Raw genomic sequence first — 21,194 nt, forward strand, 5'->3', positions numbered from 1 at the left:
TGCCGATTAAGCTGGCCTTCTGGATCAACCCCGAACGGATGTGGCGAACCCCAGTGCCGAAGCAAAGCGCAGATCTGCAGCAGGAACCCGAAGAGACGACCGACAAGGCCGAGAAGCCGGACGGCCGCAAGCGTCGCTGGCGCGAGCACAAGATCGCGCGCCGCGAGGAGCTCGTCGACGGCACCATCGCCGCGATCCGGGCGCGCGGCCGCGACGTCGGCATGGACGACATCGCGTCGGAGATCGGCGTCTCCAAGACGGTGCTGTACCGATACTTCACCGACAAGAACGACCTGACGAGCGCGACGATGATGCGCTATGTCGAGACGATCCTGGCGCCGCGCATGTACGAGGCGATCGGCGAGGATCTCGACGAGTACGACCTCACCCGGGTGGCGATCTCGGCCTACGTCGAGACCGTCGCCGCGGACCCCGAGGTCTACCTGTACGTGATGGCGAACAGCTCGGGGCCCAACCGCGACGTGGTCGCCGACTCCGAGCGCATGATCGCCGAACTGCTCGCGACGGTCCTCGGCGAGCGGCTGCGCGGTATGGACATGGACTCGGGTGGGTCGGTGCCGTGGGCGTACGGCGTCGTGGGCGCGGTGCAGTTGGCGACGCACTGGTGGATCTCGAACCAGTCGATGTCGACCGACGACCTCATCGACTACCTCGTGATGATGACGTGGGGCGGCATCTCGGGCATCGCGGCGTCCAACGGTTCGCCGTCGAGGTTCAAGTCGGTGCCGCATCCGCTGCGCGAGACGCCCGCGGAAGACTGACGCCGCGCACCACATCTTGTGTAACCGCTCGTAACAGGTATCCTGGCGGTGTGACCGACTTCACCGATCCGCACGACGAACCGGACGGCTACCGGGGACCCGCCCACGTCACCGTCGGGCAGCATCCCCCGGTGATCGTCGACGTCGAACTGTCCGGCAACTTCGAGCCGATCAGCGGGCGCTTCGTGTGGCGCGGACGGGTACGGGAGTTGGCGCACGCGCTCGGCGGTGTCGACGTGCCGACGGGCACCGAACTGACGGTCACGACACTCGAGGGCTCCGGCGTGGCCCGGGTCGGCGGCACCGACCTATGGGGCAGCCACATGGTCGACGGCGTGACCCGGCCACCGTTCCCGATGCACGAGGATCTGGAGAACACCGACGGGCTCATCTAGTGTGACCCGCGGCACGCCGCCGCAGCCCTACCCACGCAGTCCGTCGTCACTGCCCGCCCCGGAGGTCCTCGTTGGCCGACAAGGTTCCCACATCCCGACTCGTGCGGGGCTCGAAACTCGGCCAGGTCGCCGCCGGTCGCGCCATCCGCAACGCCGGCACCCGGGTGTCGATGCTCGGACGTTCGGAGGAGGTCCGCTCCCGCCTGGCGGAAAAGTCCGCGATCGCGGCCGCCGACCAGCTCGTCACCGTCCTCGGCGGCATGAAGGGCGTGGCGATGAAGCTCGGCCAGATGCTGTCGATCCTCGACCTCGATCTGGTTCCCGAGGAGCATCGAGAAGACTTCCAGCGCAAGCTCGCCGCACTGCGCGACCAGGCGCCGACGACGTCGTTCGAAACGATGCGCGGCGTCGTCGAAGCCGACTACGGCCGCCCGATCTCCGAGGTGTTCGCGGACTTCGACCCCGACGCCGTCGCGGCCGCGTCGATCGGTCAGGTGTACCGCGCCCGCCTGCACGACGGCCGCGACGTCGCGGTCAAGGTGCAGTACCCGGGCATCGACGCCGCGATCCGCGCCGACATGAAGAACCTGACGATGTTCCTGAAGATCTGGAAATCGACGGTTCCGACGCTGTCCACCCCCGCACTGCTCAACGAACTGCGACTGAACTTCGAGGGCGAACTCGACTACGAGCGTGAGGCCCGCACGCAGCACCAGATCGCGCGCCTGTACGCCGACCACCCGTTCATCGCCGTCCCCGACAGCCTCCCGGAGCTGAGCACCCGGCGGGTGCTGGTGAGCGAGTTCTTCGACGGCACCGGGTTCGCCGGGATCCGCGATCTCCCCCAGGCGGAACGAAACCGCATCGGCGAGATCGTCTTCCGCTTCTACATCGGCTCGCTGTACCGCTATCACGAGTTCTGCGGCGACCCGCACCCCGGCAACGTGCTGCTGGGCGCGGACGGCCGGGTCGGCTTCGTCGACTTCGGACTGTTCAATCGGATGGACGCCGAGCACGTCGAGTTCGAGAAGCTGTGCCTGCAGGCGGCGACCGAGGGCCGCAAGGACGACCTGTACGCACTGTTGGTGCGGCGGGGCGTCATCGCGCCGGGCGCCGACGTGACGCCCGACGAGTGCATCGACTACGTCTACGCCGCCGCCGAGTGGAATCTCGTGGACGAGGAAATCGCGATCACCCCCGACATGGCGAGCACCGGCTTCCTGCTCGCGATCGACCCGCGGGCGTCGGAGTTCTCCGGCATGAAGGGCCAGAATCTGCCGCCAGAGCATCTGTTCTCGCGCCGGGCCGATTTCCTGACCTTCGGCGTCCTGGGACAACTCGACGCGAGTGCCAACTGGCACCGCATCGGACGCGAGTGGGTGTACGGCGACCCTCCGGCGACCGAACTCGGTGTCGCAGAGCAGCACTGGCGCCGCGCTCGTTGAATCCTTCCCGGCCCGGGTTCGCTGTGGCACAGTCTGTGCATGGCACCGCACGGGCACGACGGACTGTGGAAGACACCGGCGATCGAGGCACTGCGCGCGGGACCGCACACGAAGGTCTCGAAGATCGACCCCAAGGCGACGCCCGGCTTCGTCGGCAGCAAGACCGACGGTGAACGCCTGCTCGAGGAGCGCGGCGCAATGCTGTCGGCGCTGCAGGAGAAGCTGTACGCCAACGGCCGCTCCGGCGACAAGCGGTCGGTACTGCTGATCCTGCAGGGCATGGACACCGCCGGGAAGGGCGGCATGGTGCGGCACGTCATCGGGCACGTCGATCCGCAGGGCGTCGACCATGCGGCGTTCGGTGTACCGACGCCCGAGGAGAAGCGCCATCACTATCTGTGGCGGATCAACAAGGCGCTGCCGCGGGGCGGCCAGCTCGGCGTCTTCGACCGTTCGCACTACGAGGACGTGCTGGTGGTCCGGGTGCACAATCTGGTGCCGCCGGACGTGTGGCATGGCCGCTACGAGGAGATCAACCAGTTCGAGCGCGAACTGGTCCACAACGGGACGACGCTCGTGAAGGTCGCGATGTTCGTCTCGCTCGACGAGCAGAAGCAGCGATTGGCGGAACGGCTCGAGCGACGCGACAAGTACTGGAAGTACAACCCCGGCGACGTCTCCGAGCGGGCCCTGTGGCCGCAGTATCAGGAGGCGTACCAGGCGATGCTGGACAAGACGTCCACCGATCACGCGCCGTGGTACGTCGTGCCGTGTGATCGCAAGTGGTACAGCCGAATCGCGGTGACGGAGCTACTGATCGACGCGCTCGCGCGCCTCGACCTGGACTGGCCGCTCGCCGAGTTCGACGTCGAGGTCGAGAAGGCGCGCTTGTCCCGCTCCTGACCGCGATCGCCGACGGCGTCGATTCAGGTCTATTCAGAGCATGTGCGGCGTGCTGTGGTGCATCTTGTGATCGTGGCGGGTGACGCCTCCGAAGATCGCGGCAGACAGCGCGAACGCCGTGAACGACACGAGCCCGGCGATCAAGGCCCACCCGGCGAATCCACCCCCGGCGGCCACCAGGAACAGTCCCATCGTGGCGATGCCGGTCAGCGCCAATCCGTATCCGGCCCATCCGGCGAAGTCGTTGATGGTCATCTGCAACTCCCTCCTCGAATGCGACGCATAGAGGTCCGTGCCCTGACGCTACGCCGCACGGGGCGAGTGCGCGAGAAACCGACCGGTCGCAGCCGACACCCGAAATGACCTGTCGCCCACGCGATCGCGTGGGCGACAGGTCAGGATGCGAGCGAGAGCGGCAGCCGGTCAGAACGTGGCGGCGTCGATCACGAAGCGGTAGCGCACGTCGCTCGCGACGACGCGGTCGTAGGCCTCGTTGATCCTGTCCGCCGAGATCAGCTCGATCTCCGCTCCGATGCCGTGTTCGGCGCAGAAGTTCAGCATCTCCTGGGTCTGCGGGATGCCGCCGACGAGCGATCCGGCGAGGCTGCGGCGATTCTTGAGCAGCGAGAAGCCGCGGACACTGATCGGGTTCTCGGGCAGGCCGAGTTCGACGAGCGTGCCGTCGACCGCGAGCATCGACAGGTACCGGTCCATGTCGAGGTTGACCGAGACGGTGTTGAGGATCAGGTCGAACCGGCCGCGCAGCGCCTTGAACGTCTCCTTCTCGGCGGTCGCGTAGTAGTGGTCGGCGCCGAAGCGCAGTCCGTCGTCCTTCTTGCTGAGCGACTGGCTCAACACGGTCACCTCGGCGCCCATGGCATGCGCGATCTTGACGCCGACGTGCCCCAGACCGCCCATCCCGACGATCGCGACCTTCTTGCCCGGGCCGGCGCCCCAGTGCGCGAGCGGCGAGTACAGCGTGATCCCGGCGCACAGCAGCGGTGCCGCGACATCGAGTCCGAGTCCGTCCGGAATGGCGAGCACGAAGTCCTCGTCGACCACGATGTGCGTGGAATATCCCCCGGCCGTGCGCTTTCCGTCACGCCCCACCGTGTTGTAGGTGTCGACGACGCCGTTCTCGCAGTACTGCTCCTCCCCGGCCTCGCAATTCGAGCACGTGCGGCACGAGTCGACGAAGCAGCCGACACCCACCCGGTCCCCCACCGCATGCCGGGTGACCCCGGATCCCACCTGGGCGACGATGCCGGTGATCTCGTGGCCGGGCACCACCGGGTACGCCGTGCCACCCCACTCGTTGCGAGCGGTGTGGATGTCGGAGTGGCAGATGCCCGCGTACTTGATCTCGATGAGCACGTCGCGTGGGCCGACGTCACGGCGCTCGATGGTGGTCTTCTCGAGCGGGCCGTCGGGGGAGTTCGCTGCGTAGGCGGAGACGTCGATCATGCCTACATGCCTACCGGGTGTTCGGAAGCATGCGCAACGAAGGCCACATGACCTGCGGAGACGCCGGAAGCCGATTTCGGCGAAACGCCCACCCAGGGTACCCGGTTCCGTCTACCATCGCCGCAATTGGACAGATGTCCACGTTCTCGGCGCGAAGTGCCCACTCGACACGAAACGAGGGATGGGATGTGTAGATCAGGCTCTGTCGTCGCTGCGGTGGTCGCAGCCTGCGCACTCTTGTTCGTACCGTCGACCGCCGCCGTCGCGGCGCCGCAGTCCAGCCCGATCTCGGCGCTGCACACCGAAGGCACGAGCCTGGTCGACGGCTACGGCCGCACGGTGCTGCTGCACGGAGTGAACAACGTCGACAAGGCGGCTCCGTACGTCGAACCGGGTGACGGTTTCACGCTCACCGCGGCCGACGCCGATCTGCTTGCGGGGCACGGCTTCAATACCGTCCGACTCGGTGTGTCGTTCGACGCGCTCATGCCGAGCCGCGGCGTGATCGACACCGCCTTCCTCGATCGGGTCGCCGGCGTGGTCGACGTCCTGTCGGCGCGCGGCATCCATGTCCTCCTCGACAACCACCAGGACGGCCTCGCGCCGCAGTGGGGAGGCAACGGGTTCCCGGAATGGTCGATCGAGTCACGGCCGCAGCCGTGGGAGCCCAATCCCGGATTCCCGCTGTACTACCTCATGCCGAGCATGAACGCCGGCTGGGACGAGGTGTGGGGCAACACGCACGGTGCACTCGACTACCTCGGTACCGCCCTGGCAGCCCTGGCCGAGCGCGTGCACGGCAAGCCCGGCGTGCTGGGGATCGAGCTGATGAACGAACCGTGGCCCGGTTCGGCGTTCGTCTCGTGCTTCCCGAACGGGTGCCCCGGGTTCGACGCCAAGTACCAGGCCGCGATGCAGAAGCTGACCAACGCTGTCCGGCAGGCGAATTCGAGCATCCCCGTGTTCTGGGAGCCGAACGTCACGTGGAACGAGACGATGCCGTCGTACATGGGCGACCCGCCCCGCACCCCCGCGATCACCGACCCGAACGTCGTGCTCGCCCCGCACGACTACTGCATCCCGAGCCAGATGGCGATCTATCTGGGACTGCCGGAGTCGCTGCGTTCCCTCTGCTCGGCTCAGCAGGGCAAGACGTGGGGGAACATCGACTCGTTCACCGAGCGGACGCAGATCCCCGCGCTGGTCACCGAGTTCGGTGACGGCGACGCCACCGTCCTCGAGAACACCCTCGCGCGCGCCGACGAGCGCTTCATCGGATGGCAGTACTGGCACTACTCGTCGAGCTTCGGGCCCTCGCCCAAGCCGGATCCGTTTCTCGGTGACATCGGACGTCAACTCGTTCGCACCTACCCGCAGGCCACGGCAGGCGTACCCGGGCGAATGATCTTCGACGCCGACAACGGCGACTTCGCCTACCGCTACACCCCGCGGGCCGCGACCAAGCCCACCGAGATCTTCGTGTCGGATCTGCACTACCCGAGCGGCTACGAGGTGACGGTCGACGGCGGCCATGCCACGTCGGCACCGGGCGCCCGGGTCGTCACCGTCGTCGCCGACGGCACCGCCCCCGTCACCGTGAAGATCAACCGCCTCGGATCGCCCGGAATCGACGTGCCCGACGGGCCGATCAGCACCGGATCGTCCGGCAGCACCGGATCGTCCGGCAGCAGCAGCTCACTCGGCAGTACCGGATCGCTCGGCAGCACCGGGTCCTAGAAACACAGCACACCGGGATCGGATCCGCAGACGATCCGATCCCGGTGTGCTGCAGGGGTCGGCGTGCCTACCCCTGCGCGGCACGCCGCCGCAAACGCCGTGCCGCCGCGACGAGGTTGCGCAGCGACGGCTCCAGCTGCCAGTAGTGACGGGTCTTGAGCCCGCCGTCGGGGTTCGCCCACAGCCGGTCGAGGTCCACCGATTCGGCGGCCTCGGTCAGCAGTTCGTCGAGTTCGTCGATGTCGGGGATCCGCGCCGATCGGCTCTCGTAGACACCGGGACCGACACCGTGCGTGAGCGCCTTCTCCTTGATCGCCTCCAGCACCCAGCTGATCGAACGGGTCGCGACGATGGCCGTGACGTCGGCGTCCAGGCGCTCGATCGCATCGACCACCGACCGCTTGCCCGAGTACGTCAGATGCGTGTGGATCTGCGTCTCCGGCTTCGCACCACCGGTGGCCAGCCGGAACGCGTCGACCGCCCAGTCCAGGTACTCCGTGCGCCCGGTCTCCCGCAGCGGCAACAGTTCCCGGATCGCCGGCTCGTCGACCTGGATGATCACGATGCCCGCGGCCTCGAGGTCCGCGATCTCGTCGCGGATCGCGAGCGCCAACTGGTCGGCGGTCTCGTGCAGCGGCTGGTCCTGCCGGACGAACGACCGCGCCAGCATCGTCACCGGACCGGTGAGCATGCCCTTGACCGGCTTGTCGGTGAGCGACTGCGCGTACGTGATCCACTCGACCGTCATCGCCTTCGGGCGGCGGATGTCGCCGTACAGCACGGGCGGACGCGTGCACCGCGAGCCGTACGCCTGCACCCAGCCGTTGTGGGTGAACGCGTAACCCTCGAGCAGCTCCGCGAAGTACTGGACCATGTCGTTGCGTTCGTGCTCGCCGTGGACGAACACATCGAGGCCGATGTCCTCCTGCAACGCAATGGTCTTCGCGATCTCGTCCTGGATGCGCTTGTAGTACTCGTCCCAGCCGAGCCGACCCTGACCGAGGTCGTAGCGGGCCTGCCGGATCGCGTCGGTCTGCGGGAACGACCCGAGCGTCGTCGCCGGCACGAGCGGCAGGTCCAACCGTGCCTGCTGCGCGACGCGCCGCTCCTCGTACGGTGCGCGGACGCGGTCCGCGGGCCTGATCGCGTTGACGCGCGCGCGGACGTCGTGCTTCTGCTTGAAGTGCACCGACGTCGGCTTCTTGCGCCACCGCTCGGACGGACCCTCGGTGAGCGCCTTGGCCAGCGAGACCACCTCGCCGACCTTCTGCTTCGCGAAGGCGAGGCGGTCGGCGACGTCGCCGGGCATGTCGTACTCCATGAGCACGTCGTAGGGGACGTGCAGCAGCGAGCACGACGTCGACACGACCAGGTCGGGAGTGACGTCCTTGATCTTGTTCAGGTAGGTGAGCGTGTTGAAGCGGTCGACGCGCCACACGTTGCGGCCGTCGACGATGCCCGCGTAGATCCGCTTGCGCCTGATGCCGGGGATCTTCGCGAGTTCCTCGGCGGTGATGCGACCGTTCACCAGGTCCAGACCGAGCGCCTCCACAGGGGTGGCGGCGAGGATCGGCAGCGCCTCGCCGAGATGCCCGTACGGTCCGGTGACCAGGATCCGCGGACGCAGCGGGGCGTGCGCGAGCGTGTCGTACGCACGCCCGAGTGCCGCGAGTTCCTCGGGCGTACGGTCCTCGGTGAAGGACGGCTCGTCCAGCTGGATACACGTCGCGCCGGCCTTGGCGAGCTGCGCGAACAGCTTCTCGTATTCCGGGAGCAGCCGGTCGAGAAGGTCGAGCGTCGAGAAGCCCTCCTGTGTGGAGCCGGGGGCGATCTTCGACAGCAGTAGCAGCGACACCGGCCCGAGCACCACCGGACGCAGTTCGATGCCCATGGCCTTCGCACGCTCGAACTCGTCGAGCAGAGTGTCCGATCGCAACTCGAACGTCGAGTGCTCGGACAGCTCGGGCTGCCGGTAGTAGTAGTTGGTGCCGAAGAACCGCACCAGCTCGAGCGGCGGGAAGTCGGGCCGGCCGCGAGCGATCGTGAAGTAGAAGTCGAGCGGGTCGAGCTCGCTCTCGAGCGGGGCGAACCGCTCCGGGACCGCCCCGAACAGCAGCGCGTTGTCGAGGACGTGGTCGTAGTAGGAGAACGTGTTGCCGGGGACCTGCGTCAACCCGGTGGCGGCCAGCTCGCTCCAGGTCTGCTCCTGCAATTCCTGTGCGACGGAGACGAGTTCAGCTTGGGTGCCCGTCCCGTGCCAGTAGGCCTCGAGGGCCCGCTTGAGTTCGCGACGGGGCCCGATGCGCGGGTATCCGAGGACGCTGGATCCGTACCCGGCGGTGTTTGCGGCGGACATTCGGATCGACCTTTCCCTTCGAAGCCACTCGAGCCCGTGCGCCTTGTCCGCTGCCGAGAGAGCGCGGAGAAGGCGCACGGGCGCCGAGGAGCGGGCTTGGTGTTGCCGTGAAGTGCGGGCTAGCTTGCCTTCTTGGTGACACGGCCGTTGTCGGCGTACTCGTAGAAGCCGGCGCCCGACTTCTTGCCGACGAGCCCTGCCTCGACCATCCGCAGCAGCAGAGGCGGTGCCGAGTACAGCGGCTCCTTGAACTCCTCGTACATCGAGTCGGCGATCGACTTGACGGTGTCAAGCCCCACCAGATCGGTCAGCGCGAGCGGGCCCATCGGGTGCGCACATCCGAGCACCATCGCCTTGTCGACATCTTCCTTGGTGGCGAACCCGGATTCCACCATGCGGATCGCGGAGAGCAGGTACGGCACCAGGAGGGCGTTGACGACGAAACCGGAACGGTCCGCCGAACGCACGACCTGCTTGCCGAGCAGCTCGCTCGCGAAGGTCTCCGCCCGCTGGGACACCGCCGGGCTGGTCTTGAGAGTGGTGACCAGCTCGACGAGCGGGAGGACGGGCACCGGGTTGAAGAAGTGCATGCCGATGACGCGCTCGGGCGCCTTGGTCGCAATGCCCAACTTCATGATCGGGATGGACGAGGTGTTCGATGCGAGCACCGCGTCCGGATCCGTCACGATCTGGTCGAGTTCGGCGAAGATCTCACTCTTGATCTTCTCGTCCTCGACGACGGCCTCCACTACGAGCTGCCGGTCTGCGAAGTCGCCGAGATCGGAGGTGAAGCGCAGCCGCCAGGCGGCCTGCTCGCGTTCCCGCTCGGTGATCTTGCCGCTGCTCACTCCGCGATCGAGGGAGCGCAGGATGCGCGCACGTCCGGCCGCCGCAAGTTCGCGGCTCGGCTCATACACCAGCACGTCGACGTGTGCACGAGCGCACACCTCGGCGATTCCGGAACCCATGATGCCGGCGCCGATCACGCCGACGCGCTGAATCTTTTCGCTGGTCACGTCAGCTCCTTTTCGGGAAGTGGAGGTCGGTCCCAGGGGAGGGATCGGCACGGAGGACACCCTGCCGATCCCTCCTTGGGGGTGGAGAGAACTAGTGGAACTGGCCCTCTTCGGTGGAGCCCTTGAGGGCAGCCGTCGAGGTGTTGGGGTCGACGGTGGTGGCGATCGAGTCGAAGTAGCCGGCGCCGACCTCACGCTGGTGCTTGATGGCGGTGAAGCCACGCTCCTCGGCGGCCTTGAACTCGCGCTCCTGCAGGTCGACGAAGGCGGTCATGCCCTCGCGGGCGTAGCCGTGCGCCAGGTCGAACATGCCGTAGTTGAGCGAGTGGAAGCCGGCCAGGGTGATGAACTGGAACTTGAAGCCCATCGCGCCGAGCTCCTTCTGGAACTTCGCGATGGTCGCGTCGTCCAGGTGCGCCTTCCAGTTGAAGGACGGCGAGCAGTTGTAGGCCAGCAGCTGGTCCGGGAACTCGCCGCGGACGGCCTCGGCGAACTTCTTCGCGACCTCGAGGTCCGGCACGCCGGTCTCCATCCAGATGAGGTCGGAGTACGGGGCGTAGGCCTTGGCGCGAGCGATGCAGGGCTCGATGCCGTTCTTGACGCCGTAGAAGCCCTCGGCGGTGCGGGTGCCGTCGAGGAACTCGCGGTCACGCTCGTCGACGTCGGAGGTCAGCAGCGTGGCGGCCTCGGCATCGGTACGGGCGATGACGACCGTCGGGACGTCGGCGACGTCGGCGGCCAGACGCGCGGAGGTCAGGGTGCGGATGTGCTGCTGGGTGGGGATGAGCACCTTGCCACCGAGGTGGCCGCACTTCTTCTCCGACGCGAGCTGGTCCTCCCAGTGCGAGCCGGCGACACCGGCCGCGATCATGGCCTTCTGCAGCTCGTAGACGTTGAGCGCGCCACCGAAGCCGGCCTCACCGTCGGCGACGATCGGAGCGAGCCAGTTGTCGACGGAGGTGTCGCCCTCGACCTTGGCGATCTCGTCGGCACGCAGCAGCGCGTTGTTGATGCGGCGCACGACCTGCGGCACCGAGTTCGCCGGGTAGAGGCTCTGGTCCGGGTAGGTGTGGCCGGAGAGGTTCGCGTCACCGGCGACCTGCCAACCCGAGAGGTAGATGGCCTTGAGGCCCGCGCGGACCTGCTGGACGGCCTGGTTGCCGGTGAGCGCACCGAGCGAGTTGATGTAGTCCTCGTTGTTGACGAGATCCCAGAGGATCTCGGAGCCGCGGCGGGCGAGGGTGGCCTCTTCGACCACGGTGCCCTGGAGCTTGACGACCTGCTCCGCGGTGTAGTTGCGGGTGACGCCCTTCCAGCGGGGGTTGGTGTCCCAATCCTGCTGGATCTGCTCTGCGGTCCTCGGGGTGCCGGTGGTCGACATCGAAAGCTCCACTTCTTCTCTGCTGCTTCGACCGGTACGGATGTACTGCTTCACATCGTTGCCAGGCCGTTCGGATGTACAAGCCGAGAATGGCACAGCCGAAAACCGTCGTCTACCTGTTGCTAATGCCAACCTTCGCTAGGTTTTCATTTCAATCTGCAAAGCTTGCTAATTTCTTGACAGCCAAGCAGTTGCTTGGGTTACCGATCAGTAGCATTGGAAGTTACCCGCAAGTAGCCTTCTACCTCGGCATTCGCGCGAGAATCGGACACGGTCGCCGAACGTGAAATCGGACACGCGCCGGATGCCCCGGGTGGCGACTCTTCACAGCGCGCCGTTCCGCCTGTGAGGGCAATCACACGAATCGGACACCGTTCCGTACAGCGGAACGAACGCGAACGCGGGTTACAGATACCTCGACGACGCCGATCGGGACGCTAGGCCCCGGGTTGCCGTCCGACGATCTCCACCCTCGCGAAGCCGTAGCGGGCGTCGAGCGAGGCGGCCGAGGAGAGGTCATAGGCACGCGGACCGAACTCCGCACAATCGACGACGGCCGAACCGGTGACGGTCGGCGACAACCGGGTCACCTCCCACTGGGTGTGGACGAAGTCGCCCGGTCCCCCGCTGCTCACAACTCCGACGGGTTGGACGAGATCCGTCCGCCACGACTGGCAGGCGAGCCAGTCGGGCGTCAACCGCACCTGCTCGGACCCGGAATCCGACAGCTCGACCCGGCCCACCAGTCCACGCCCGCCCCCGTCGGCAGGGGGGATCGAGAACCCCATGCCGCCGACACCGTTCACCAAACTCAGTGCCGCCTGCGGCAGCTCCGGCAGCGCGAAGGGGCTGCGGTCCCCGTCCACGATCGGGGCACCCACCAGAAGATCGGACGTGTACGCGCTCTCGTCCTGTTCGCCGGGCAGCAGGCACGAACACGACAACCCGGCGAACAGCCGGCCCTCGGGCACACCCACCTCGTCGGAGTCCGCGGACAGCGGCTCGACGATCCACACCGCGATGCTCGGCTGCTCCGGCACCTCGAAGTACTCCGGCAGCAGCGCGCGGCTGAAGGCGTGGCTGATGTCTGTCGAGAGAATCAGCCATCGGGCTGCCACGGAGATCGCGTCGAGGTCCTGCGGCTCCCCGACGATCTGCTCGTCGGGCAGCACTGTCGCGACGTCCGCCGGTGGTGCCGTGTCGTCAGCCGAGACGGCGGACGGAAAGAGCGACGGCGGCTGGACGGCGCCACGCGAGCGACGCTTCGAGGTGAAGATCATCGTTACCTCTGACGGAACCTGGTAGAGCAACGGGGCCACGGGCCGTGACCACAGGCACTGGAACAAGGGACGGCCGACGCCCTGTTCGGAGGGCTGGCGCAGGCCGGGAGCTCCGTCACGAAGGCGGGAGCCCACGTCTGTTCGCTCGGGACGCGCGAGCCCCCGCCCCACGCCCCAAACTGCCTAGCGAGCAATGCTTTACACAACCGAGCACTGACTGTCGCCCAGCCTTTGCCACCGTCACCGAGATGTCAAGAGTCGTTCGAAAAACGTAATGTTCGGTCGGTCGGCCCCTCGACCCGCGACGGGTGGGTCATTCCCTCGTCACGCTGCGGTCTCGGCCCGAGAAGTCCTCCCCTTTTCGCCCCCACTGCTAACCCAACCCTTTGCACGGTTAGCAGCACGCTCGTACCCTGACGTCATGTCCAAGACCTTCGTCGGCGCCCGGTTGCGACAGCTGCGGACGGAGCGCGGCCTGAGCCAGGCGGCCCTCGCCAAGACGCTGGAAATCTCCGCGAGCTACCTCAACCAGATCGAGCACGACGTGCGGCCGCTGACCGTGCCGGTTCTGCTTCGGATCAGCGAGGTGTTCGGGGTAGACACGACGTTCTTCTCGTCGCAGGACGACACCCGCCTGATCGCCGAGTTGCGCGAGGTGGCCCTCGACGAGGACATGGGGATCGACGCCGACGCGCAGGAGATCGCGGAGATGGTGTCGTCGCATCCGGGTCTGGCGAAGGCGATGGTGAACATGCACCGCCGCTACCGCAACACCTCCGCCCAGCTGGCCGCCGCCACCGAGGACCGGTTCAGCGACGGCAGCGGCAGCGGCTCGATCACGATGCCGCACGAAGAGGTCCGCGACTACTTCTATCAGCGGCAGAACTACATCCACGATCTCGATACCGCGGCCGAGGAGCTGACGGCGCGGCTGCGCTTCCACCGCGGCGACATCGCGGACGGAATCGCGCGACGGCTCGAGAACCTGCACGACGTCCAGATCGTGCGGCGCATCGACCTCGGTGAGAACGTGCTGCACCGCTACGACCCCGAGACGCGGGTACTGGAGATCTCGCCGGCACTGTCGGGCGGGCAGCAGGTGTTCAAGTTCGCCACCGAGCTTGCCTACCTCGAGTGCGGCGACCTGCTACGCAGGCTCGTCGACGAGGGCAACTTCACGTCCGACGAGGCCCGCTCGCTGGCGATGCTGGGCCTGGCCAACTACTTCGCGGCCGCGACGGTGCTGCCGTACGGCCAGTTCCACGAGATCGCGGAGGACTTCCGCTACGACATCGAGCGGCTGTCGGCGTTCTACGCGATCAGCTACGAGACCATCTGCCACCGCCTGTCGACGCTGCAGCGTCCGAAGCAGCGCGGGGTGCCGTGGTCGTTCGTGCGGGTGGACCGCGCGGGCAACATGTCGAAGCGCCAGTCCGCCACGGGGTTCCACTTCTCGTCGAGCGGCGGCACGTGCCCGCTGTGGAACGTGTACGAGACGTTCGCCTACCCGGGCAAGATCATGACCCAGATCGCACAGATGCCGGACGGCCGCAACTACCTGTGGGTGGCGCGCACGGTGGAGCGGCGCGCGTCGCGGTACGGCCAGCCGGGCAAGACGTTCGCGATCGGCCTGGGCTGCGAGCTGAGGCACGCGCCCCGCGTCGTGTACGCCGACGGACTGGACCTGGGCGGCAACACCGCCACCCCGATCGGCGCCGGCTGCCGGGTGTGCGAACGGATCAACTGCCCGCAGCGCGCGTTCCCGCCGCTGGGGAAGGCCCTCGACATCAACGAGCACCGCAGCTCGGTGTCGCCGTACATGATTCACTGATCCACCGGGACGCGGTCGGCCTCATCGGCTGAGGCGGTCCTCGGCAAGGACCTTGACGGACCCCTTGGCGACCTTGCCGCCCGGAGCCAGGGGAAGTTCGTCGACGGTGACGACGTGCTCGGGGATGTATTCACGGGTGACGCCCTGCTCGGCGAGCCACGCCGACAGCTCGGGCGCGGTGAGCTCCGCGCCGTCGGTCGTCACCACCACGCCGCACACCTTCTCGCCGAACAGCTCGTCGTGGACGCCGACCACCGCGACCAGCGCGACGGCCGGATGGGCACGCACGAACTCCTCGACCTCGACCGCCGAGATGTTCTTGCCACCGCGAATGATGATGTCCGCCTTGCGCCCCACGACACGGACGCGTCCGGCCGCGTCGATCTCCACGATGTCGCCCAGCAGCATCCAACCGTCGTCGGTGTAGAGCTCGGCGTCGGCGGCCGTGTCGTCCCAGTACCCGTGGCACATGAGCGGTCCGTTGACGCCCGGCTGGCCGCGGCGTTCGTCGCCGACCACCTCCACGCCCGTGTCGTCGAACACCCGCACCCGCATGTTCGCGAGCAGGTGACCGCACGTCTGCAGCCGGGTGTCGGGGTCGTCGTCGACGGTGGTGACGCTCACCGCTCCGGTCTCGTTGGAGCCGTAGAACTGCAGCACCGCCGCGCCCGTACGCCGCTCGAACTCGAGGGCCTCCGAGTACGGCACCGCCTCGCCGCCCGTGAACATCGCACGCAGGGCGGACAGGTCGGCGGTGCGGGCCCGCTCGGACCGCAGCAGCATCTTGAACTGCGTACTGACGCAGTGCAGGACGGTCACCCGCTCACGCTCGAGCAGGTCGATCATGACGTCCGCGCTGAACCGTTCGAGCACCACGGTGGGGGCTCCGAGGAGCGCGGGCAGGAAGTGCGCGGTCCACAGCCCGAAACCGAACGGGGCCGGTACCGCGCCGAAGAAGACGTCGTCGCCGGTGATCCGTCCGGCACGGACGGCAACCGTCGAGAACGCGATCCACCGGTGCTCGGTCTGGGTCACCAACTTGGGCAGGCCGGTGGTGCCCGACGTGGAATTGAGCATGGACACGTCGCCGATGCCGAATCGTGGGCTGGTGGCGTCGAACCGGCGCTCGTCGACCGGCACCTGCTGCCCGTCGACGTCCTCGACGGTCACCGATCCGCGGTCGTCGACGTAGAGCACGTGCTGCGGCCCGCCGTCGCCGGCGTGCAGTTCCGCGACGAGCGCGGCGGTGTCCTCGCCGCGGAGAGTGCGCGTGGTGATCAGCGTGCGGGCACCGGCCCGGTGCATCAGATGCGCCACTTCGCGTACGCCCGAACGGGATCCGATGCCGACCGCAATGCGGCCCGTCCGGTACGCGGCACACAGCGCGGCGTGGACGATCATCGTGTCCGGCAGGTACAGCGCGACGGCACCTGGTTCGTCCTCCCCGAGCGCGGCCAGCGCGGACGCGATCCGGTCGGCGGCCGCGTCGTACTCCGCCCACGTGACCCGCGCGTCCGGCGTCACGAACGCCGTCCGGTCGGGCGTGGTGAGCGCCCAGTGACGCACCATCTCGCTGACGCTCAGTTCGGTGAACTTCTCGGGTGCGGTGGCGAAGTCACCCACCGCGATGTCGAGCGCTCCCGACGCGGCACCAATTCCGATCCCCACAACCGACTCCTGTCCCGCACCGTCCGACTCGTGGTCAATCAAGCAATTGCTTGACTGACCGCGTCCGGGCCAGAGTATGCCCCCGGTCACACACCAAGTCAACGCCGCGCCGGGCCCGTCGGCCGCGCCGATCAGCCGCCGCGGACCGCGCGGAGCGCGCGCAGTTCGCGGATCGCCTCCTTGAGTTCGCGGACGTCACGGCGCAACTCGGCGATCTCCGAAACGTCGACGGCATCGACGCTTTCGCCGGCCGGACCCGATCCGGACGGCGACGCCGCCGGGATCGGCGCCGACGCCACCCCCGCCCCGGTCGCACAGCCGTCGAGGAACACGGCGATCAGGTCGTGGCGCAGGCGCTCCGCGTCGGCGGCGAGCGTCGCACGGTTGAAGCGCACGGTGGACCACACCGACTCGCGGAGCATGCGGTGGAACTGCCGCGGATCGAGATCACTGCGGAACTCACCCGATGCGACGCCGCCGTCGATCGCGTCGGCCCAGTAGTCGTTGGCGCGGCGCACCGCCTTCGCGATCTGCCCGTCCCCGAACCGAGTCCCGAGCGCACGCTCGTTCTGATAGATCTCGGTCGCGAAGGGATGGTCGACGGCCGCGGCGAACGCGACCGCGACCATGTGGTCGAGGCGTTCGCGGCCGGATTCCCCCGGAACCAGCGAGGCCTCGAAGCGCTCGTTGAGGTCGTCGACGTACGCGATCACGATCTCGAAGACAATCGCATCCTTGGACCCGAAGTAGTGGTAGAGACTGCCGGAGAGGATGCCGACCTCGTCGGCGATGTCCCGCACCGTGGTCGCCGCGACACCCTTCTCGCTGAACAGCTTCGCGGCGTGGAACAGAATCTCTTCGCGCCGGGTCGATGCCACCTGGGGACTCCCCCTGCTCGTGCTGTTCGATCAATCGAACGCTTGATTGATGTCGAGATCCTACCGGGGCTCTCGCTTTTCCCGACAGATCCGTCGCGCGATGTTAGCGTCCGTCCTACCGCGCGGCAGCAAAGGGTGGGACAGACTCGATGACCGGAACGAAACGGATGGGTGGGATCCGAGTGACCGCACACGGCGAGAAGACCGGCAACGGCACCGAGCCGCGTGTCGCGCCCGGGCGGCTGCGGGAACTCGGTCTCGTCAACTGGGCCACCTGGCGAGTGCTTTCACTCGGGTCCCGGACGAAGGACGCGCACCTGTTCAGCACCCTGGGCCGCACCGGTGGACTGTTCCGCGGCTGGCTGCACTACTCCGGCGTGCTGATGCTGCTCCCGGGCACCAAGCTGTCCCGGTTCGAGATCGAACTGGTCGTCCTGCGCGTCGCACACCTGCGAGAGTGCCGTTACGAGATGGAGCACCACATCCGGCTCGGCCGCCGGGCCGGCGTGACGGAGCGGATCCTCGACCGAATACTGACGGGACCCGACCATCCCGACTGGAGCCCGCGACACCGCGCGATGATGGCGGCGACGGACCAGCTGGTCGCGACCGACGACATCGACGACGTGACGTGGTCGACACTGGCCGCGCACCTCGACGATCGGCGCCTGGTCGAGTTCTGTCTGCTGGTCACGCAGTACGACGGTCTGGCCACGACGATCGGGACCCTGAGGATCCAGCCCGACTTCTGAACCGGACCGATGGCACACTGGAGTCCGTGGACCCTGAGCAACTCCGAACCGATTTCTCCCGTTTCATGGTGTCGTACCGGTTCGGAATCACTCAGCTGCTGACCAAGGTGAACATCCTCAAGGACGAGTTCACGCACATCAATCTCTACAGCCCCATCGAGCACGTGGCCTCCCGGCTCAAGACGCCCGAGAGCATCATCCGCAAGGCGCGCCGCATCGGGTGCCCGCTCACGCTCGACGACGTGCGCGAACAGATCCTCGACATCGCCGGGGTGCGGATCACGTGCAGCTTCATCTCCGACACCTACCGCATCGCCGAGATGATCACGAGCCAGCCGGACATCGAGGTGCGCGAGGTCGAGGACTACATCGCGAACCCGAAGCCGAACGGCTACAAGAGCCTGCACCTGATCGTCGAGGTACCCGTGTACCTGAGCGACCGGGTGCAGCGCGTCCCGATCGAGCTCCAGATCCGCACCATCGCAATGGATTTCTGGGCCAGCCTCGAGCACAAGATCTACTACAAGTTCAACCGGGAGGTGCCGGCCGAACTGCTGGCCGAGCTCACGGAGGCCGCGGAGACCGCGCACCGGTTGGACGTGAAGATGGAGCGGCTCAACGACGAGTTCGCGAAGATCAAGGCCCGGCCGGGAGTGGCCGACGACGGCCCCGAGGTGACCCTTCCGCCGCAACTGCTCGACGCGCTGCGGATGCGGCTGCCGGAGTGATGCGCACGCAAACCCGCCGGACGGCACTCACGCTCCGTCCGGCGGTGTGACGATGTCAGCGTCCGCCGAGTGAACCGGTGGTCAGCCCCGGCAGCAGGCTCGACAGCGATCCCGCCCCGCCCGGCCCGGTCGGGTCGGTCGGTCCGGTCGGATCGGTGGGTTCGACCACGACGACACCCGGAACCGTGACGGTCACGGTCTTGTCGTCGGAGGTCGACGACGCGAATCGCTTGGTGCCGACGAAGCTCGCGGTGATCGGGTGCTCCCCCTGGTCACGGAACGGCCAGACCATCTCGGCGTGACCGTCGGCGTTCAGCGGAGCGCTGCCGATGAGGTCGGCGCCGTCGTAGAACTCCACCACGCCCTCGCCGGGGTTGGGTGCGACGTCGGCCGCGATCCGGACGTCGTCGCCGGTGAGCGCCTCGAGCGCGACCTCGACCGCGGTCTGCGTCTGGTTCACCGAGAACACCTCGGTGGTCGAGACCGCGCTCCGCCCGGCACCCGCCGCGACGCAGTAACCGGCGCCGTTGACCCAGCGCGACTCGCCGAAGCTCATACTGGTGTCCCGGATCTTGATCACCGGGGTGGCCGCACCGGCGCGGACCGCGGTCGTCACCGGGGTGTTCTCGGCACCGGCACGCAGCGTGAGTTCCACGGCGGGGAAACGGAAATCCGTGTTCGCCTTGACCTGCAGGCCCTCCTTCGGCCTGTTGTCGTTGGGGCTCGGACCGTCGTAGATGGTGAGGTTGCTCGTGCCGGTGATCCGCAGGTACTCGCCCGCCGGGTTCGTCTTGCCGTCCGTGCCGACCCGCAGCAGCGTCGGCGCCTCACCGATCAGGTTGCTCGACGTTCCGGGCACGAGTGCGTACGAGAGCAGTTCGGCGCCCTTCGGAACCGCGAAGTCGTACTTGAGTCGGCCGGTGTCGGAGTCGGAGGTGCGCATCGCACCGGGGTGCAGGCGGACGGTGAACTCCGCGCCGGGCCGGACCGCGTCGGGCGCGGTGACCTCAAGGTTGTCGTTGAACGAGTAGTCCCAGTCGGTGAACCCGTTGACGCGGCACTTGTGCTCGAACGAGACGGTCTTCGTGACGGGGTCGGCCGAGGCGGCGGGCGCACCCACCGTGAGCACACCCCCGGCGGTAAGCGCCGAGACCGCAAGCATGCTCGCCACATTGGAGATCTTCATTGCGTTGCCTTTCGGAAGATTTGGTCAGCGTCCGCCGAGCGAGCCGAGGTCGAGTCCGGGCAGCAGGCCGCCGAGGCTGCCGGTGCCGCCGGGGTTCTCGGGCTGCGGGTCGACAGGTCCGGTGTCACCGCCGGTGACCGTGAGCACGTGGGACGCGGTGGTGTACTGCTTGCCGTCGCTGTCGGTGAACACCGCGGTGACGACCTTGACGCCGGGCTTGCCGAACGTGAGGTCGAGCCGCGCGATACCCCGGACCACCGGGCGCGGATCGCCCACCGGCTTGCCGTCGACCATGAACTGCGCTGTCCCGGTTGCCGTTTCCGGGGCAACGTTCAACGCGAACGACACCTTCTCACCGGTGCTCGCCGATACGGGACCGTCGATCGTCGCGGAGGTCTCGGCACCGGTTCCCGGGTCCACCGGATCGCCCTCGATGGCGATGGTGGCGAGCGGTCCCGCGCCGGAGTTCAGTCCACTCTCGGGAGTGTCTCGCGGCGAGCAGTAGGTGGGTGCCCAGATGGTGCCGGCAAGCCAGTGGCTCACCTGGGGCAGGAAGGTCAGGAAGGACTCGGGGGTTCCGAAGGCCCCGGCCGCACCGGCAGTTCGGACCACGGGCTCGATCGTGCCGGACGCACCCGCCTTCAGCGTGATCCGGATCTTCGGGAACGCGAGCGTGGTGGTCGCACCGGACTGCGCGTTGACTGCCAGGCCGCCGTGGGACGACGTCGACGACGACGGCCCGTTGCCGATCGTGACGTTGTTGCCCGACAGTCGCAGCAATGATCCGGTCGCGGACGGATTTCCGGCCTCGTCGACCCGGATGACCGAGGCCGGCACACCCGCAGTCAGGTTGCCCGGATCCGCGATGCCGGCACCGATGAACTCCGCGTTCGCGGGGATCGGCAGGTCGATCTTGGCGCGGGAGATCTTCTTGACGTCGGCGCCGCTGACGCTGTTCGGGATCTGGACCGTGCCGGGGTCGATCACGATGTCGAAGGTCTCGCCGGGTGCCACCGACGGCGGCGCCGTCACCGCGACGGTGGCAGGTTTGCCGTCCGCCGTCGGGCCGCTGAATGCGCTGGGCACGGCGTTGCATGTGACCTGGAATGTGGTGGCGGTCGTGACGGGAACGGGCGCCGCATGCGCAGCGGGAACGCCCACCGCCGCAACGCCGGCCACGAGGCCGGCAAGTGTGGCGAAACGAGTCGCGCGGGAAGTCATGGTGTCCTCTCATTGGGGGGCAACCTGTTTGGTGCGATCGACCAGGAAGGTACATCACCTTTACAAACTTCGTATAGACGCAAAAGAAACCCTTTACGTCAAGCTGCGACTACGTAACCGTAGGTTTCGATGACTCGAGACCCCTTGTTGCGCAATGCAATTGACACCAGT

At 67.5% G+C, this 21,194-nt stretch carries 18 protein-coding genes; 8 read left to right on the forward strand and 10 right to left on the reverse strand.

What is annotated here, in order from left to right:
- Positions 1-38: 38 nt before the first annotated feature.
- From ACQ5DX_RS18640 to ACQ5DX_RS18655, 4 genes are all read left to right on the forward strand, one after another.
- Positions 39-782, forward strand: a complete 744-nt coding sequence (locus ACQ5DX_RS18640) for a TetR/AcrR family transcriptional regulator (protein ID WP_430335737.1) — start codon at positions 39-41, stop codon at positions 780-782.
- A 50-nt stretch (positions 783-832) separates the two neighbouring features.
- Positions 833-1,177 carry a DUF4873 domain-containing protein gene (locus tag ACQ5DX_RS18645; RefSeq protein ID WP_430333972.1) on the forward strand — a complete coding sequence of 115 codons (345 nt, stop codon included), beginning with the start codon at positions 833-835 and terminating at the stop codon, positions 1,175-1,177.
- Between the two features lie 71 nt (positions 1,178-1,248).
- Positions 1,249-2,622, forward strand: coding sequence for an ABC1 kinase family protein (locus tag ACQ5DX_RS18650; RefSeq protein ID WP_430333973.1), 1,374 nt, complete (start codon positions 1,249-1,251; stop codon positions 2,620-2,622).
- 39 nt (positions 2,623-2,661) lie between these two features.
- Complete coding sequence (locus ACQ5DX_RS18655) at positions 2,662-3,525, forward strand: polyphosphate kinase 2 family protein (RefSeq protein ID WP_430333974.1); 864 nt, start codon at positions 2,662-2,664, stop codon at positions 3,523-3,525.
- A gap of 33 nt (positions 3,526-3,558) precedes the next feature.
- Here ACQ5DX_RS18655 and ACQ5DX_RS18660 read toward each other — a convergent pair whose 3' ends face one another.
- Positions 3,559-3,780 (reverse strand): hypothetical protein, encoded by a 222-nt coding sequence (locus ACQ5DX_RS18660; RefSeq protein WP_430333975.1) that lies wholly within the window; start codon positions 3,778-3,780, stop codon positions 3,559-3,561.
- A 168-nt stretch (positions 3,781-3,948) separates the two neighbouring features.
- Positions 3,949-4,989 carry an NAD(P)-dependent alcohol dehydrogenase gene (locus tag ACQ5DX_RS18665; protein WP_430333976.1) on the reverse strand — a complete coding sequence of 347 codons (1,041 nt, stop codon included), beginning with the start codon at positions 4,987-4,989 and terminating at the stop codon, positions 3,949-3,951.
- 186 nt (positions 4,990-5,175) lie between these two features.
- On the opposite strand from ACQ5DX_RS18665, the gene ACQ5DX_RS18670 reads away from it, so the two are divergent.
- Entirely contained in the window at positions 5,176-6,726 is a 1,551-nt protein-coding gene (locus ACQ5DX_RS18670; protein ID WP_430333977.1) for a cellulase family glycosylhydrolase, read from the forward strand.
- Between the two features lie 67 nt (positions 6,727-6,793).
- Here the strand turns inward: ACQ5DX_RS18670 and metE are convergent, their stop codons facing one another.
- From metE to ACQ5DX_RS18690, 4 genes are all read right to left on the reverse strand, one after another.
- A complete protein-coding gene (gene metE / locus ACQ5DX_RS18675) occupies positions 6,794-9,082 on the reverse strand; it encodes a 5-methyltetrahydropteroyltriglutamate--homocysteine S-methyltransferase (RefSeq protein ID WP_430333978.1) in 2,289 nt (762 codons plus the stop codon).
- 119 nt (positions 9,083-9,201) lie between these two features.
- On the reverse strand, positions 9,202-10,098 hold the full coding sequence (locus ACQ5DX_RS18680; RefSeq protein WP_430333979.1) for a 3-hydroxybutyryl-CoA dehydrogenase: 897 nt from the start codon (positions 10,096-10,098) through the stop codon (positions 9,202-9,204).
- Positions 10,099-10,189: 91 nt separating this feature from the next.
- Positions 10,190-11,479, reverse strand: coding sequence for an isocitrate lyase (gene aceA, locus ACQ5DX_RS18685; RefSeq protein WP_430333980.1), 1,290 nt, complete (start codon positions 11,477-11,479; stop codon positions 10,190-10,192).
- A 437-nt stretch (positions 11,480-11,916) separates the two neighbouring features.
- Complete coding sequence (locus ACQ5DX_RS18690) at positions 11,917-12,759, reverse strand: hypothetical protein (protein WP_430333981.1); 843 nt, start codon at positions 12,757-12,759, stop codon at positions 11,917-11,919.
- A 421-nt stretch (positions 12,760-13,180) separates the two neighbouring features.
- On the opposite strand from ACQ5DX_RS18690, the gene ramB reads away from it, so the two are divergent.
- Positions 13,181-14,590: an acetate metabolism transcriptional regulator RamB gene (ramB, locus tag ACQ5DX_RS18695; protein ID WP_430333982.1), complete on the forward strand. Its 1,410-nt coding sequence runs from the start codon at positions 13,181-13,183 to the stop codon at positions 14,588-14,590.
- 21 nt (positions 14,591-14,611) lie between these two features.
- Here the strand turns inward: ramB and ACQ5DX_RS18700 are convergent, their stop codons facing one another.
- Both ACQ5DX_RS18700 and ACQ5DX_RS18705 read right to left on the reverse strand, forming a co-directional pair.
- Positions 14,612-16,258 carry an AMP-binding protein gene (locus ACQ5DX_RS18700; protein WP_430333983.1) on the reverse strand — a complete coding sequence of 549 codons (1,647 nt, stop codon included), beginning with the start codon at positions 16,256-16,258 and terminating at the stop codon, positions 14,612-14,614.
- 131 nt (positions 16,259-16,389) lie between these two features.
- Positions 16,390-17,136, reverse strand: coding sequence for a TetR/AcrR family transcriptional regulator (locus ACQ5DX_RS18705; RefSeq protein ID WP_430333984.1), 747 nt, complete (start codon positions 17,134-17,136; stop codon positions 16,390-16,392).
- Positions 17,137-17,303: 167 nt separating this feature from the next.
- Between ACQ5DX_RS18705 and ACQ5DX_RS18710 the strand changes: the two genes are divergently transcribed.
- Together ACQ5DX_RS18710 and ACQ5DX_RS18715 are read left to right on the forward strand one after the other, a co-directional pair.
- The gene (locus tag ACQ5DX_RS18710; protein ID WP_430335738.1) at positions 17,304-17,888 is read left to right on the forward strand and encodes a carboxymuconolactone decarboxylase family protein; all 585 of its coding nucleotides are present in this window, start codon (positions 17,304-17,306) and stop codon (positions 17,886-17,888) included.
- A gap of 26 nt (positions 17,889-17,914) precedes the next feature.
- Positions 17,915-18,616 (forward strand): GTP pyrophosphokinase, encoded by a 702-nt coding sequence (locus ACQ5DX_RS18715; protein WP_430333985.1) that lies wholly within the window; start codon positions 17,915-17,917, stop codon positions 18,614-18,616.
- A gap of 55 nt (positions 18,617-18,671) precedes the next feature.
- On the opposite strand, the gene ACQ5DX_RS18720 is transcribed toward ACQ5DX_RS18715, so the two are convergent.
- Complete coding sequence (locus ACQ5DX_RS18720) at positions 18,672-19,802, reverse strand: Ig-like domain-containing protein (protein WP_430333986.1); 1,131 nt, start codon at positions 19,800-19,802, stop codon at positions 18,672-18,674.
- 24 nt (positions 19,803-19,826) lie between these two features.
- Positions 19,827-21,023 carry an Ig-like domain-containing protein gene (locus ACQ5DX_RS18725; protein ID WP_430333987.1) on the reverse strand — a complete coding sequence of 399 codons (1,197 nt, stop codon included), beginning with the start codon at positions 21,021-21,023 and terminating at the stop codon, positions 19,827-19,829.
- Between the last annotated feature and the right edge of the window lie 171 nt (positions 21,024-21,194).

It is taken from the genome of Rhodococcus sp. ACT016, assembly GCF_050477185.1.
In the GTDB taxonomy this organism is placed as follows: Bacteria; Actinomycetota; Actinomycetes; order Mycobacteriales; family Mycobacteriaceae; genus Prescottella.